Here is a 14,507-nt window from a genome sequence, read left to right as displayed (position 1 = left end):
CCAATGAGATAGCGAGCGGACACGACGGAAAGTTCTGATGGCGGATTTTGTAGCAGTCATTCGAAGGGCCGTGGACGGCCTCTCGGACAACAACGCCGAGATGCGGCAGAAGGTTTACGAGAAGGCCCGCGGCGCCGTCCGCCGGCAGCTCGAATCCATGAACCCGCGCCCTTCCGATGACCTTGTGAAGCGTCAGCTCGACAAGCTCGAGGCGGCGATCAACAGCGTCGAGATAGACCATGCCGAGGCGCTGCCTGCCGAGGACATCGCGCCGGAACCCGCCGAAGAGGTGTTGCAGCCGGAGCCGGTGGCGGAGGAACCCGCCGCCGTTCCCGAAGCCGAAGAAGCGGTTGCCGAGACCGAGCCGGAGCATCATGAGGAGCCAGTCGCCGAGGCCGTAGACGCGCCTGCCGAGAAAGCAGAAGCACAGGCGATCGAGGAGGAGCCGGCCGCCGAGCCGCCGGTGGAGGATACCCCGCCGGCTGAAGCCCATGCCGAGCCCGAGCCTGAACACGCCGCGCCCGTCGTCGAAGACGCCGAGCCCGCCGAAGACCTTGCGGGGCAGGAAGAGCAGCCGGCCATCGTCGAGGCGCACAACGAGCCGTCCTGGCATGTCGAGGCCGCACCGGCTGACGACTATGTGCCCTCCTGGCAGGAGCCGGAACAGGAGCCTGCGCACGAGGCGGAAGCGGAAGAGACGGCCGAGGCCGCCGAGCCGCAGGTGCAGGCCGATCCGGTGCATGGCGATCCGGTGCATGAAGAGCAGGTGCCCGACGCCGAGCCGGCGGCGGACACCCGCATGCCCTCGGCCGAGGCCCAGTGGAACTGGAACGAGGCGAGCCCGGCCGATGTGACGGCGGAAAACCACGTCCAGCCGGCGGACACCACCGCCAGCGACCCGCTCACCTGGGACTGGCCGGAGGAGAAGGCCGCACAGCCGGAGGCAACGCCGGAACAGGCGTCTTCACGCGACTGGAGCGATCTCGACGAACTTCTCGGCCACGGCCCGAAGGCTGGTGCGGCCGCTGCCGGCGCGGCCGCCATGGCGGAGGCCGGGCTTGCCGATGCGACATCTCCCACGCCGACCGTGGAAACGGCCCGCGCGCCGCAGCGCTCCTTCCGCGCCGAGCCGCGCAAGTCGCGCCTCAATGTCGCGGCGCTCGCAGCCGTGGTGGCGCTGGTCGCCCTTGTCGGCGGTGCCGGCGCTGCCTACTGGTTCAACCGCGATACGGTGAACGACTGGGTCAACGAGCGGATCGTCGCCTTCACCGCGCCCTCCACCGAAACGCCGGCAGAAACCCCGCAGACGGCCGAGACCGCCGAAGGCAGCCGCAGCCTGCCGGCGGCGAACACCACCTCGGGCGAGACGGCCCAGACGCCGGACACCGCGGCAGGCACATCGACGAACACCGAGGTTGCCGTGGCAACCCCGAGCGGTACCGGCAAGTTCACGCAGCGCCTCCTGGCGGATGGGACCGAAGTGGACGAGGGGCCGGCCGCCGCGCTCGACGGCGCAACGCCGGAAGAGGGCAAGTCGGTCGCCGCGCAGACCCCGGAAACGGCGGGCGTGACGACGGAAGACGGTCCCGCGGCAGCCAGCGGCACGACGACGGGCGAGGTGACCCCTGAAACCGACGGCGCGGCACAGACGCCTGCCGGCACGGGCGATGCGACGACCACGACGGAGGGTGGTACGCCCGCAGCCACCGGTGAGCAGCCGGCGATCGGCGTGACGCAGAAGATGTTCCTCTACGAAGAGCGCCTCGGCCAGACGGCGCCGACGGCGATCGAAGGCACGGTGGCCTGGTCGAGCGCGGAAGAATCGCCGGGCGGCGACGCCAAGGACGAGCCGGTGGTGCGCGCGCAGGTCAACGTGCCCTCCAAGGGCCTGACGGCGCTGATCACCTTCCGCCGCAACGGTGACCGCTCCCTGCCGGCGAGCCATCTGGTGGAGCTCGTCTTCTCGCTGCCGGAGAATTTCGAAGGCGGCGGCATCGAAAGCGTGCAGCGCGTGGCGATGAAGCGCACCGAGCAGGATCGCGGCGACGCCCTGATCGCCGTGCCGGCGAAGATCACCGACGATTTCCACATGATCGCGCTCAACGACTTCCCCGAGGCGATCGCCAAGAACACGGACCTCCTGCGCACCCGCAGCTGGATCGATATCCCGATCACCTACCGCAACGGCCGCCGTGCGCTGATCACGCTCGACAAGGGCACGGCCGGCGCGGAGGCGTTCGACAAGGTGATGAAGGCCTGGGCGACGCTCGGCACGCCGGGCAGCCAGTGAGGCGATTTTCCGTCAAGGCAAAAGCCCGGCTCTGCCGGGCTTTTTTCATGCCCGGCCGGTGTTCACCGCACCCGGGCATAGAGGAAGCTGTCGCGCGGCTCGTCCGACAGGTTCGGATGAAGCACGTGGCGGCGCAAGAGCCCCTCCCGTACCATGCCCGCCTTCTCCATCACGCGCGCCGAAGCGGCGTTGGCCGTGTCGCACGTTGCTTCCGCCCGGAAAACAGACGGATGCGAGAGCGCATGCGTGACGACCCAGCGAACGATCTCGCTGGCGACGCCTTGCCCCCAATGGTCCCGGCGGACAAGCCAGCCGTAGGACACCTTTGTCGATGCAAGGCGGGGATGAACCATGCCGATGAGGTCGCCGGGGGACTGCCGGGGGCTTATCACCGCCGGAAAGCTCGCACCGGCCTGCCAATCCCGGCTGGCATGCCGGATAAAATCCTGCGTCTGGGACATGTCCGTATGCGGGCGCCAGGTGAGGTAGCGGGTCACCTCGGGATCCGTCGCCCATCCGGAAAAGAGCGCCTGCGCATCGGAAGGGCGGATGCGGCGGACCAGATGGCGTTCGGTCGTGAATTCTTCCGGCAGGCGATAGGCTTCGGTCATTGTCGATGTCCAGTTTCAATGCCACGGACGGCAAAATCCGGCGCGCTGCCCGCCCCGTGATGCGCTGCCTGAAGTATGGACCGGCGAAGTGCCGATGCGGCAAGCCTCAAGCAAAAGGCCCGGCATCGCTGCCGGGCCTGTTCATGGTCGGATGGCCGCCTCTATCAGGCGTCTTCGATGACGCGCACGGCGCGGGCCTGCTCGGCCGCGTATTTCTGCACGGCTTCCTGTACCTTCTCGAAGGCGCGGACCTCGATCTGGCGGACGCGCTCGCGGCTGATGTCGAACTCGGCGGAGAGCTCTTCCAGCGTCACCGGGTCTTCGGCGAGGCGGCGGGCCTCGAAGATGCGGCGCTCGCGCTCGTTGAGGACGCCCATGGCGCGCGCCAGCATGGCGCGGCGGGTATCCAGCTCGTCCTGCTCGATCAGCGTCTGTTCCTGGCTGTCGTGGTCGTCGACGAGCCAATCCTGCCACTGGCCGGATTCGCCCTCGCCGGCCTTGATCGGCGCGTTGAGCGAGGCGTCGCCGGTGAGGCGACGGTTCATCGAAACGACTTCCTCTTCCGAGACCTTCAGCTTGGTGGCGATTTCCTTCACCTGGTCGGGCTTCAGGTCACCGTCGTCGATCGCCTGGATCTTGCCCTTCATGCGGCGCAGGTTGAAGAACAGCCGCTTCTGGTTGGCGGTGGTGCCCATCTTCACCAGCGACCACGAGCGCAGGATATATTCCTGGATCGAGGCCTTGATCCACCACATGGCATAGGTGGCAAGGCGGAAGCCGCGTTCCGGATCGAACTTCTTCACGGCCTGCATGAGGCCGACATTGCCCTCGGAGACGACTTCGCCGATCGGCAGGCCGTAGCCGCGATAGCCCATGGCGATCTTCGCCACGAGACGAAGGTGGCTCGTCACGAGCTGGTGGGCGGCGTTGCGGTCGCCGTGCTCCTGGTAACGCTTGGCGAGCATGTATTCCTGCTGCGGCTCAAGCATCGGAAACTTGCGGATTTCATCGAGATAGCGGTTGAGACCACCTTCTCCGGCCGTGATCGACGGCAGCGTATTGCGGGCCATTCAGCACCCCTTTCTGAGACGGCTTCCATTCCGGCAAGCCTTGGTACGGAGCCTGATCCTGAAAACCGGATCCCCGTCAGCAACCATGCTCCCCGTGGGTCATGGCGACCCCACTGATCCTACAGATAGGTGTGGCGAAACAATGTTTCAAGGCTCCGCAAGCTTCACGGCTGCGTGAAGGCGGGACGGGCGGAACGGATTTTGCGACACATCCCCCAAATGGGGTCCAGCGCCCGAGAATCAAGGGGCAGCGGGGTTCAGACGGCCCGCAGCGCCTCGATCAGGCGGGCCAGATCCGCCGGCGGCGGGGCTTCGAAATGCAGGGTCTCGCCCGTCGAGGGATGCTCGAACTGCAGCAGGAAGGCATGCAGCGCCTGGCGGTGGAACCCGTTCACCACGTCGCGCGCCTCGTCCGGCAGCCGGTTGGCCTTGGTCTTGAAGGCACCGCCATATTCCGGATCGCCGATCAGCGGGTGGCCGATATGGGCCATGTGCACGCGGATCTGGTGCGTGCGGCCGGTTTCGAGGTGGCACTCGACGAGGGAGGCGAGGCTGGTGCCGTCCTCGGTCTCGCCATAGCGCTCGACCACTTCGTAATGGGTGATCGCCTCGCGGGCATCGTCGGCGTCCTCGCGCTTCACCGCGCGCTTGGTGCGGTCCATGCCGCGGCCGAGCGGGGCGTCGATCGTGCCCCTGAGCTGGCGGGGGCGGCCCCAGACGACGGCCTGGTAGGCGCGTTCCAGCGGGCCGGTGCGGCCGTGGTCGGCGAACTGGTCGGAGAGGTGGCGGTGCGCGGCGTCGTTCTTGGCGGCGACCATGACGCCGCTCGTCTCCTTGTCGAGTCGGTGCACGATGCCCGGGCGCCGCACGCCGCCGATGCCGGAAAGGCTCGTCCCGCAATGGTGGATGAGCGCATTGACCAGCGTGCCGGTCCAGTTGCCGGCGCCGGGATGGACGACGAGGCCGGCCGGCTTGCAGATGACGATCAGGTCGTCGTCCTCGTAGAGCACCTCGAGCGGGATGTCCTCGGCCTTCGGCTCGGGGTCGCGCGGCTCCGGCAGCGCGATCTCGACGCGATCGCCAGGATGGATCTTGCGCTTCGGCTCGCCGATGGCCGCGCCGTTGACGTGCACGGCTCCTTCCTCGATCAGTGCCTTGATGCGGCTGCGCGAGAAATCGCCGGCAAGCGTGGTGGCGAGCCAGGCGTCGATGCGCCCTTCGGCGTCTTCCGGCACCGTCAGGACTTTTCTTGTGGCGTCGGCTTCTTTAAAGGGGTCGGTCATCGTTCACTACACTCATTGCCGGAAGGGCGCCTGCCATGTCCAACATCGAAAACGACGATCAGGAAGACAAGCCGCTCGACCCGGTGATGGAAAATGTTCGTCGCAAGATGATGCGCCTGCAACTGGTCTCCGGCGGCATCATGCTCCTGATGTTCATGGCGGTGCTTGCGGCCATTGTCTATAAGATCAACGCGCGCGATGGCAAGCCGGAAGCCGCCGCCTCGTCCGGCGGCGCCCTGGCCGTGCCGAGCGACGCGCCGGTCAAGGCGACCGCGACGCTGCCCGATGGCTTTGCCGTCTCGGCGGTCTCCAATTCCGGCGGCCAGATCCTGTTCTATGGCGTGATGGCCGACGGCGCGCGCAAGGCGTTCCTCTTCGACATCGCGGCCGGGCGCATCGTCGCCGAGGTCGCCATCGCAGGCAACTGACCGGGCATGGCGGCGGAGCCGGCCCTGATCGAGGATCCCGCCGATCCGCGCATTGCGGGTTTCGTCTCGATCCGCGAACGCGACCTGACGGGCCGGGACGGACTGTTCATCGCCGAGGGCACGGTGGTGCTGCGCATGCTCGGCGGGGTTTCGGCCCGCAAGAACGGGTTTGCCGCCGAGGCCATCCTGCTGCTCGAAAACCGCCTTGCAGGCGTTGCCGATGTGCTGGCCTCCTTCCCGGAGACAGTGCCGGTCTATGTCGCCTCGGCCGCGGTCTTCGATGCGATCGCCGGTTTCAACATGCATCGCGGCGTGCTGGCCCTCGGCCGCAAGCCGCCGCCGGAACAGGGGGCCGCGCTTCTCGGCCGCCTGCCGGAAACGAGCCTCGTGCTTGCGGGCTGCGGCCTGTCCAACCATGACAATGTCGGCGCGATCTTCCGCAATGCCGCCGCCTTCGGCGCGGATGCGGTGTTCCTCGACGAGACCTCCTGCGATCCGCTCTACCGCAAGGCGATCCGCGTCTCCGTCGGCTCGGTGCTGAGCGTGCCGTTTTCCCGCGGCCCCGGCGCCGAGGCCATGCTCGCCGGCCTTGCGGACGCAGGATTCGAGATCTGGGGACTTTCGCCGCGCGGTGCAGTGCCGATGGCGGAGATCCCGGCTGCGCGGCGCATCGCGCTCGTGCTCGGCACGGAGGGCGAGGGGTTGCCGGAGGCCATTCTCTCCTCCTTCCGCACGGCGCGTATTCCGCAGCGGCCGGGGCTCGACAGCCTGAACGTGGCGACGGCGAGCGGCATCGCGCTCTACCAGATCGCGCTTGCCATGGGGCGTGTCGCGTAGGCGCTCGCAGCCCTTCCGTTGTTCGCAGTGCCCCTCAGCAGCGAACGCCGTCCCAAAGTTCGTTCGGCCCGCCGGTCTGGTCCTGCCATGTGCCGGTGAAGCCGCTGAAATCCGGGCTGAGGGTGATGGAGAGCTTGCCGCTGCCGTACATGTCCTGCCAGTCGAGCGTGCGGGCAAGGCCCTCGCCGGGCGGGTCCTCGCTCAGGGTGCCCGAGGTTCGGCCGCCGCCGTCGACGAATTCATAGGTTCCGCCCAGCCGGCCGTCGCCTGCAAGCTTCAGCACCGTGATCGCCTCGACCAGCACGCCGTTGCTCCAGAGGCGGCCGCAATAGCGCCCGTCGATGCTGGCTGCCTGTCTGGGCGAGGGGGCCGTCGCGCCGGTGACGCCGATGAGCAGGGCCAGGATTGCTGCCTTCATCTCGCACTCCTCCGCCGTGACGGGGCTATGCCTCGTCGCGGCCGATCCGCTCGCGCACGCGCTGGGCAAGGCTGCGCTCATCGCCGTCGAGGGCGGGGTCGATCGTGGCGATGAGATCGTGCACCGGCGAACCGGCGCCCTCGCGGGTAGCGGTCAGCACGATCATCTTGCTGGCGAGATCGGCCATCTCCTCGCGCAGTGCCGCATCGTTCTCGCCGGTCTTCGCCGCCATCAGCCGTTCGGAGAGGGCGGTGCCCTGGTTGCGCACATCCTCTTCCAGCGCGGCGATGTCGATCGGCGGGGGTGCGATCTTGTCGGCACGCCGGGGCGAGGGCCGGCTTGCGGCGATGGTGCGGGCAAGCTCCGTGGAACGCACGGCCTTCACCGCTTCCTTGTTTTCCGCTGTCAACGTCTTCACCTTGTCGCGCAGGCGGTTGATTTCCGCAATGCGCCGTTCGATCGCATTGTCCTTGTCGGCACTGCCGGCAAGCTCGCGCGTCAGCCGCGTTTCGAGCTGGAGCACGCGGCCCTCCTCGCGCGACAGGCGCACTTCCAGGGCCTTCGCGCTCTGGTTCGCCGTCTTGAGATCCTCGCGCAGCCTGTCGCGCTCGTCCTTGAGATTGCCGATGCGGCTCTTCAGGTTTTCCATCGTCGTGTCGCGGGTGGCGAGATCGATCTTCATGGCGTCGAGATCGGCTTCGAGGTGGTTGATGCGGGCGTGAAGCGCCTCGATATCGGCTACCTTGCCGCGAATCTCGCGGTCGGCGGTCGCGAGCGCCGCCTTGAGTTGCTCGCCCTTCATTTCCTCACGCCGCAGGGCGGAGCGCATATCGCCGGCCTCTATGTTCATGTCGGCGATCTGGGCGTGCAGTTCGGCATTTTCCGTGCCGATCGCCGCGGCCTGCGCCAGCAGCTTCTCGTTGCGCACCATTTCCAGCGTGTGTTTTTCCCGTTCGCGGCGTATCCCTTCCGACAGGCGGGCGTTTTCCGCGGCATAGGCGGCGCGGGCCATGTCCTTCTGGGCACGCACCTCCTGCGGGCTCAGCGGCATGGTGGCGCGCATGCGGTTCTCGGTGAACTTGACGATGCGCTTCTGGACGGCCGGCGCGACGAGCAGGCCGGTCAGCGTGGCGGCGAGAAAGCCGAGCGCGAAGAGAAGGGCATACTCGATCACGGGTCCACTCGTTCCAAAACTGGCCCCAAACGGGCTCGAACGAGCCCACTATAGCGGCTCGTCCAACCTTGCGGGAGGGGCCCTCCATCAGAAATCAACTCTCGGTTAACCGGACGGGCGAGGGCGCCCTTTCATTCTCAGAAGGGATTCCAGGTCGGCTCGCGCGTCAGCTTCAGGTAGCCGGCATTGATGCCGAGGCGGGCGCCGACGCCGGTGCGGATCGGCACGAGCACGACGTCGCGGTTGACGTTGACCTGCATGCCGACGCCGGCGATCACATAGGCCGAGCCGGAAACGCCGCCGTAGCGCTCGTAGAGCGAATTGACGTCGGGCAGGTTGTAGACGAGCATCATGGTGCGGCTGCCCTGGCCGCCCCAGTCGAGGCCGAGCGACGGGCCCTGCCAGAACACCGAATGCTGGCCGGCATTCTTTGTGTTGAGCGTGCCCTCGCCATAGGTCAGGCCCGCAACGAAGGCGCCGGACCCTTCTTGGCCGAGGATATAGCCGTTGGGCAGGCCGTAGGATTCGAAGGCGCGTTCGACCACCTTGGCAAGGCCGCCCGAGGTCGAGCCGAAGAAGCCGTGGCCGGCGTCGACGATCTCCTGCATGGAATATTGGCCGTTCTGCTGCGCCTGCGCCGGCAGAACCGTGAAAAGCGCCAGGATCGCCGCTGTTACGATCCTGAGCGCGATCGTGACCAGATTTGAAACACCCATGTCCCGCTCGCCTTCCTTCATGTATCGGCCCCGTTCCATGCTGCAATTTGATCCGATCGTCTTAACAATCGGTTTACCAAATGTGGTGTCATTATGGCTGTCTTCAAATCGGGCACGCCTCGCGCACTTCCCGCGTGCTATGCGTCGCGCAGGATGCCCGCGAATGTGCCCATGCTAGGGCCGTCCGCGTGAAGTGATGCGTGGATCTGGGAGAAATTTATGGCGAAAAATCCGAACCTTACGCTGACCGGTCCCGACCTGGCAGCGCTTCTGTGCAGCCGTGTCTGCCATGACGTCATCTCGCCTGTCGGGGCGATCAACAACGGGCTGGAGCTGCTTGACGAGGGTGGCGCCGATGCCGACGCGATGGACCTCATCCGCACCAGCGCGCTCAATGCCTCCGTGCGGCTGAAATTCGCGCGGCTTGCCTTCGGTGCCTCCGGCTCGGTCGGTGCGTCGATCGACACGGGCGAGGCGGAAAAGGCCGCGCGCGATTTCGCCGCCGCCGAGAAGAAGACGGAGATCACCTGGACCGGGCCGCGTGCCATCGTCGCGAAGAACCGGGTCAAGCTGCTGCTCAACCTGTTCCTCGTCGCCTATGGCGCCATTCCGCGCGGCGGCTCGATCGACGTGACGCTCGACAATCCGGAATTCGACGCCACCTTCAAGCTCGTCGCCAGGGGCCGTATGCTGCGCGTGCCGCCGAAGTTCACGGAAATCCTCTCCGGCACGCCGGAAGAGGCGGTCGATGCCCATTCCATCCAGCCTTATTACACCGTGCTGCTCGCCGACGAGGCGGGCATGGCGCTCGACGTCGCCGTGAGCCCCGAGGAGATCGTCTTCTCGGCCCGGGTCGTTCCGGCCTCGGAATGATCGATGGCGGCCATGGCCCGTTAACCATGGCCGCTAACGCTTTGTTTGCCAGTCGGCGGTAGAGTTGCACCTTGTATTGTTCCCGCTTAACGGGCGGGAGACCTAGGAGCAGCGAATGCAGCGGTTGATGATCGCCGATGGTTCCGACGTCGTCCGTAAGGTCGGCAAACGTATTCTCTCCGGTTTCGATTTCCTTGTGCTGGAAGCGTCGAGCTCGCTGGAAGCCCTTGTGCGCTGCGAGGCGGAGCTGCCCAATATCCTCATCGTCGATTCGACGATGGACGGGGCTCTCGAACTCATCGGCAATGTCCGCAACCTGCCGCAGGGCAAGTCGGTGCGCATCTACTACTGCGTGGTCGAGGCAGACCTGAAGAAGATGATGATGGGCAAACGCGCTGGCGCGGACGACTTCCTGCTCAAGCCCTTCGACCGCAAGATCCTGACCCAGGTCTTCGGCAGCCTCTCGGCCGCCGCCTGAGACGACCGGACTGACCGTTTGAACGCGGCCGCTCTTGAGGAGCCGGCCGCGTTTTCGTTTGTCGATGTCTCGCCCCGCCCACGACCAACTCGAACAAAGAAAAACCCGCCGGCAAGCGGCGGGTTGAAATCTTGAGCGGAAAAGGGGAGGAGGGCCGGTCAGGCGCTTTCGAGATAGTCGCCGTCGGGCTCGCGCAGCACATAGCCGCGGCCCCAGACCGTCTCGATATAGTTCGCGCCGCCGGCGGCGTTCGCCAGCTTCTTGCGCAGCTTGCAGATGAAGACGTCGATGATCTTCAGTTCCGGCTCGTCCATGCCGCCATAGAGGTGGTTGAGGAACATTTCCTTGGTGAGCGTCGTGCCCTTGCGCAGCGAGAGCAGCTCGAGCATCTGGTATTCCTTGCCCGTCAGGTGGACGCGCTGGCCGCCGACCTCGACCGTCTTGGCGTCGAGATTGACGATGAGCTCGCCGGTCGAGATGACCGACTGGGCGTGCCCCTTGGAGCGGCGTACGATGGCGTGAATGCGGGCGACGAGCTCGTCCTTGTGGAACGGCTTGGTCATGTAGTCGTCGGCGCCGAAGCCGAGGCCGCGCACCTTGTCCTCGATGCCGGCCATGCCGGAGAGGATGAGGATCGGCGTCTTGACCTTGGACAGGCGCAACGTGCGCAGAACCTCGTAACCCGACATGTCGGGCAGGTTCAGATCGAGCAGGATGATATCGTAATCATACAACTTGCCGAGATCGACACCTTCCTCGCCGAGGTCGGTGGTATACACATTAAAACTTTCGGACTTCAGCATCAGTTCGATGCTCTGCGCCGTCGCGCTGTCGTCCTCAATGAGTAGAACCCGCATATCTGTCCCCTTTTCCGCCGCTCAAGGTACCTGGCCCCCTACGCGATACGGATCCAGTCGTTGCCTGATTTGGAGGCTGCCACGAATTGGTTAACAAATCCTGATTCCCTTTGGCAAGGTGTATCGATCTGTTAATTATTTTAGGCAGCCCCCTGATTTCATGGATGAATCAGAAATGTGACTCTTAAACTGTCTCTTTAAGAAGCACGGTTAACCGACTCTTTCGACTCATCAATGTGACGCACCCGTTTTTTAGCGAACCGCATTTACTGAGCCTTAAATCATCGCACCTATGATTAACGATGCCCGTAAACGAAAGGTTACCAGCGGTAGGGTTTTATTAATATCGCTGAATTTTTTCGTGGGCCCGGCGCATTTTGCCGGGTTTCGGGCTCAATGCCGGTCTCCGGCGTGCGGTGAAACGCCGCGCTTCGGGCACTGATTTGGAATGCCGGGTGAACGGTTGCCGTGTTTTGGCGGTCGTTCGCTCCAATGCCGGGGTCTCGCTATCCACGGGAGTATTGCGTATGAAGTCGCGTGAGAGCCTAGTTCGCCTGAAGGAATTTCAGGTGAAAGAGAAGAGGCGGCAGCTGGCCCAGCTTCAGTTGATGATGTCCGAATTCGAACGGATGTCGAAGGAACTGGAAAGCCAGATCGCCATCGAGGAAAAGAAATCCGGGATCACCGATCCCAACCACTTCGCTTACCCCACCTTCGCCAAGGCGGCGCGCCAGCGTTCCGACAACCTCCAGGTCTCGATCCGGGAACTGAAGGTGCAGCAGGACGCGGCCGAACTGGCGCTGGAAGAGGCGGAGGCGGAGTTCGCCAAGGCTTCGGCGCTCGAAGAGCGCGACAACGCGGTCCGGCTGCGCGCCTGACCCGGTCCGGTTCTGAAGAACCCTCGCGAGCGGCCGAAAGACCGCTCACGAGGGCTCTTCGCGTTTTTTTGAGGGGAGGCCGTGTCAGAGATTGACGACGTCGTGCCATTCCTTGTGGCGCATGGCCTGCGCGCGGAAGAACGGGCAGAGCGGCATGATCTTCCAGCCGCCCTTGCGTGCCTCTTCCACCGCATGGGCCGCCAGGGCTTGCCCGACGCCCCTGCCGCGCAGCGCATCCGGCACGCCGGTATGGTCGACGATGACGAGCTTCGGCGAGGCGCGTGAATAGGTCACCTCCGCCTCGTGTCCGTCGACGGTGGCGGAATAGCGGCCCTTCGAGCCGGTTTCTTCGCTGGTGATGTCCATGAGGCCCTCGCTCTCGTTGCTTTGGTGCCATCCTTTCCTGTCCTGCGCCCTCCCGCAACCGTGCGGGATGTGAACAGACCGTGCTGCATCCACGTCGCCGCGGTGCTATGCAGGGGCATCGAAACCAGCGATGACCTGCCATGATCCTTGTCGTTCCCGCCCTTCTCGTGTTCTCCGCGCTGTTCCTCGCCTTCGGCCTCGTCCTGCCGCTCGTGCGTTTCGAAAAACTCTACTTCTTCGACGAGACGCCCTCGTTGATCGATATCGTCGTCTCGCTCTGGGGGCAGGGGAGCGGGGGGCTTGCGGTGCTCGTTGCGCTGTTCTCCATCGTTTTCCCGGTGATCAAGCTCTTCGCGATAGCACTGGAGGCGACCGCGCCGACGCCGCCGGAGGGCAAGGCGAACTGGCTCGCCCGGCTGCTGCCCATCCTTGGAAAATGGTCGATGATGGATGTAATGCTGGTGGCGCTCGTCATCGTCGCGGCGAAGACGAGCGGCATGGCCTCGGCCTTCACCCAGCCCGGCCTCTGGTTCTACGCCGCCTCGGCGATCATGACCGGCCTTCTGCAGATGAAGCTGCGCCCGACCGAGCGCGGCGCTTGACCCCTCAAACGAAACTACGGCCGCGCGGGGCGCAGCCGTAGGGGTCTTGATCGGAAATGAAACGGTTAGTGGCGGTACTGCTGAATGCGCGTGGTGCGCAGGCCGGCAAGGCCGTGATCGTTGATGGAGGACTGCCAGGAGAGGAATTCTTCGACCGTCAGCGTATAACGCTCGCAGGCTTCTTCGAGGCTCAAGAGCCCGCCACGTACGGCGGCGACGACTTCTGCCTTCCGGCGAATCACCCAGCGCCGCGTGTTGGCCGGCGGCAGATCGGCGATCGTCAGGGGGCTGCCATCGGGGCCGATGACGTATTTAACGCGGGGTCGTATCAGATCGGTCATTGGACTCTCTACATAAACTCAAGACCATATGCCGGGGACTGTAGCCCGCCACATTTAAGATTTGCCTAAACGCATGCTAACAATTTTCTAATCTTTTGAGCGGCTTCGCCCGTTGTACCCGGGGCTGGAAGCCTTGGCTTCCCTTACGTTTGCCATGCTCGCCCTGCGCAACACCCGCATGGGAGCCATGCAAATATTTCATTTCCCTTTTATTCAAATCCTGCTAATACGCCCCCAAATTTAAGGGCGGCGTCGATGGATGCCACCGGAAGCCCTAGGATGCATCACCATGAATTTCCTCCGCGAGCTGTTCCCAGTCGGGATATGGCTTCCGCGGCGTTTTTCGTCGCCGCTCTTGTGAAGGGGTGCGCCTTAAATTTTCCGGATCGAGAATGCACCCGAGCCCGGCCTTCGCGCCGGCTGTTGGAAACGGAAAATGAAAGATCCAGACAACATGCTCCTGCAGCAGGCCTGGTCGCCTGAATTCTTGTCCACGGCCAATATCGAATCCGTGCAGACCGAATACGAGGTGCTGCACCTCATGCGCCAGTGCGCCACCCATTTCGGCTTCAGCCACTTCCTGGTGTCGCGCTTCCCGGCCAACGAGCAGCAGCGTTTTGCCGAGCGGCTGATCGTCAGCAACTGGCCGGCCGATCTCGTGCGCAAGTACGATGCGATGAACCTCTTCCATCTGAGCCGGCTGGCGATCGAGACGGGCATGACGAAGCTGCCCGTGCAGGGCGACAGCTCGCTCCTCGCCCCGTCGGACTGGGAGAACGGCCAGGCCGGCGAGGCGATCGCGCTTGCCGAAAGCCACGGCCTTGCCGCCTCGACGGCCTTCCTTTTGCATTCCACGACATCGGATCCCTATCTGATGGCCTTTTCCGGCACGCAGGCCCCGCTTGCCCGCCGGGAGCTGACGGACCTGCATTTCGCCGCCCTCCAGCTTTTCGAGTGCCTTGAAAAGACCTTCGTGGCGGCCACGGCGAGCCGGGAGAAACTGTCGAGCCGCGAGGTCGAGTGCCTGCGCTGGGCGGCGGCCGGCAAGAGCAGCGACGAGATCGCCATCATCCTCGGCATCTCGGCCTATACGGTGAGCAGCTATTTCAAGAGCGCGACCCGCAAGCTCAAGGCGGTCAACCGCATGCAGGCGATCGCCATCGCGCTGCGCCTGCGCCTCATCTGATTTCCTTCGCGCGAGGCCTCTGCCGGCGGACCGGGAAGGCGGGGCCGATGCGCGGCCGGAAAGACGCGGTTTCCGGCCTTCTCTTGCCCTCGGTGCGGC

General features: G+C 65.0%; 17 protein-coding genes. 8 read left to right on the top strand and 9 right to left on the bottom strand.

Annotation, left to right across the window (positions count from 1 at the left end; genetic code table 11):
- Nucleotides 1-37: 37 nt before the first annotated feature.
- A complete protein-coding gene (locus tag AABQ55_RS20975; protein ID WP_272806432.1) occupies nt 38-2,290 on the top strand; it encodes a hypothetical protein in 2,253 nt (750 codons plus the stop codon).
- 62 nt (nt 2,291-2,352) lie between these two features.
- Here the strand turns inward: AABQ55_RS20975 and AABQ55_RS20970 are convergent, their stop codons facing one another.
- From AABQ55_RS20970 to AABQ55_RS20960, 3 genes are all read right to left on the bottom strand, one after another.
- Nucleotides 2,353-2,901, bottom strand: a complete 549-nt coding sequence (locus tag AABQ55_RS20970; RefSeq protein ID WP_272806431.1) for a GNAT family N-acetyltransferase — start codon at nt 2,899-2,901, stop codon at nt 2,353-2,355.
- Nucleotides 2,902-3,065: 164 nt separating this feature from the next.
- The gene (gene rpoH, locus AABQ55_RS20965; protein WP_064331103.1) at nt 3,066-3,971 is read right to left on the bottom strand and encodes an RNA polymerase sigma factor RpoH; all 906 of its coding nucleotides are present in this window, start codon (nt 3,969-3,971) and stop codon (nt 3,066-3,068) included.
- A 257-nt stretch (nt 3,972-4,228) separates the two neighbouring features.
- Nucleotides 4,229-5,254 (bottom strand): RluA family pseudouridine synthase, encoded by a 1,026-nt coding sequence (locus tag AABQ55_RS20960; RefSeq protein WP_272806430.1) that lies wholly within the window; start codon nt 5,252-5,254, stop codon nt 4,229-4,231.
- A 35-nt stretch (nt 5,255-5,289) separates the two neighbouring features.
- Between AABQ55_RS20960 and AABQ55_RS20955 the strand changes: the two genes are divergently transcribed.
- Nucleotides 5,290-5,682, top strand: coding sequence for a hypothetical protein (locus AABQ55_RS20955; RefSeq protein WP_272806429.1), 393 nt, complete (start codon nt 5,290-5,292; stop codon nt 5,680-5,682).
- Between the two features lie 6 nt (nt 5,683-5,688).
- A complete protein-coding gene (locus AABQ55_RS20950; RefSeq protein WP_272806428.1) occupies nt 5,689-6,519 on the top strand; it encodes a TrmH family RNA methyltransferase in 831 nt (276 codons plus the stop codon).
- A gap of 34 nt (nt 6,520-6,553) precedes the next feature.
- Here AABQ55_RS20950 and AABQ55_RS20945 read toward each other — a convergent pair whose 3' ends face one another.
- The 3 genes from AABQ55_RS20945 to AABQ55_RS20935 form a co-directional block, all read right to left on the bottom strand.
- On the bottom strand, nt 6,554-6,937 hold the full coding sequence (locus AABQ55_RS20945; RefSeq protein WP_272806427.1) for a hypothetical protein: 384 nt from the start codon (nt 6,935-6,937) through the stop codon (nt 6,554-6,556).
- 25 nt (nt 6,938-6,962) lie between these two features.
- A complete protein-coding gene (locus AABQ55_RS20940) occupies nt 6,963-8,111 on the bottom strand; it encodes a hypothetical protein (protein ID WP_272806426.1) in 1,149 nt (382 codons plus the stop codon).
- A gap of 137 nt (nt 8,112-8,248) precedes the next feature.
- Nucleotides 8,249-8,827 (bottom strand): DUF1134 domain-containing protein, encoded by a 579-nt coding sequence (locus AABQ55_RS20935; protein ID WP_244768360.1) that lies wholly within the window; start codon nt 8,825-8,827, stop codon nt 8,249-8,251.
- 219 nt (nt 8,828-9,046) lie between these two features.
- Here AABQ55_RS20935 and chpT point away from each other — a divergent pair, with 219 nt between their 5' ends.
- Nucleotides 9,047-9,700 (top strand): histidine phosphotransferase ChpT, encoded by a 654-nt coding sequence (gene chpT, locus AABQ55_RS20930; protein WP_244768361.1) that lies wholly within the window; start codon nt 9,047-9,049, stop codon nt 9,698-9,700.
- A 115-nt stretch (nt 9,701-9,815) separates the two neighbouring features.
- Nucleotides 9,816-10,178, top strand: coding sequence for a response regulator (locus AABQ55_RS20925; protein WP_244768362.1), 363 nt, complete (start codon nt 9,816-9,818; stop codon nt 10,176-10,178).
- Nucleotides 10,179-10,336: 158 nt separating this feature from the next.
- Here the strand turns inward: AABQ55_RS20925 and ctrA are convergent, their stop codons facing one another.
- Nucleotides 10,337-11,035 (bottom strand): response regulator transcription factor CtrA, encoded by a 699-nt coding sequence (gene ctrA / locus AABQ55_RS20920; RefSeq protein ID WP_064331096.1) that lies wholly within the window; start codon nt 11,033-11,035, stop codon nt 10,337-10,339.
- Nucleotides 11,036-11,562: 527 nt separating this feature from the next.
- Between ctrA and AABQ55_RS20915 the strand changes: the two genes are divergently transcribed.
- Entirely contained in the window at nt 11,563-11,913 is a 351-nt protein-coding gene (locus AABQ55_RS20915; RefSeq protein ID WP_244768503.1) for a flagellar export protein FliJ, read from the top strand.
- A gap of 84 nt (nt 11,914-11,997) precedes the next feature.
- On the opposite strand, the gene AABQ55_RS20910 is transcribed toward AABQ55_RS20915, so the two are convergent.
- The gene (locus AABQ55_RS20910; protein ID WP_272806425.1) at nt 11,998-12,279 is read right to left on the bottom strand and encodes a GNAT family N-acetyltransferase; all 282 of its coding nucleotides are present in this window, start codon (nt 12,277-12,279) and stop codon (nt 11,998-12,000) included.
- Between the two features lie 140 nt (nt 12,280-12,419).
- Here AABQ55_RS20910 and AABQ55_RS20905 point away from each other — a divergent pair, with 140 nt between their 5' ends.
- Complete coding sequence (locus AABQ55_RS20905; RefSeq protein ID WP_272806424.1) at nt 12,420-12,881, top strand: paraquat-inducible protein A; 462 nt, start codon at nt 12,420-12,422, stop codon at nt 12,879-12,881.
- 65 nt (nt 12,882-12,946) lie between these two features.
- Here the strand turns inward: AABQ55_RS20905 and sciP are convergent, their stop codons facing one another.
- Entirely contained in the window at nt 12,947-13,222 is a 276-nt protein-coding gene (gene sciP, locus AABQ55_RS20900; RefSeq protein ID WP_023515011.1) for a CtrA inhibitor SciP, read from the bottom strand.
- 436 nt (nt 13,223-13,658) lie between these two features.
- On the opposite strand from sciP, the gene AABQ55_RS20895 reads away from it, so the two are divergent.
- On the top strand, nt 13,659-14,408 hold the full coding sequence (locus AABQ55_RS20895) for a helix-turn-helix transcriptional regulator (protein WP_244768365.1): 750 nt from the start codon (nt 13,659-13,661) through the stop codon (nt 14,406-14,408).
- Nucleotides 14,409-14,507: the final 99 nt, after the last annotated feature.

This window comes from Shinella sp. WSD5-1, from assembly GCF_963942435.1.
GTDB lineage: Bacteria > Pseudomonadota > Alphaproteobacteria > Rhizobiales > Rhizobiaceae > Shinella > Shinella yambaruensis.
The sequence above is the reverse complement of the archived record's forward strand: the minus strand, read 5'-3'. Positions and strand labels throughout refer to the sequence as shown.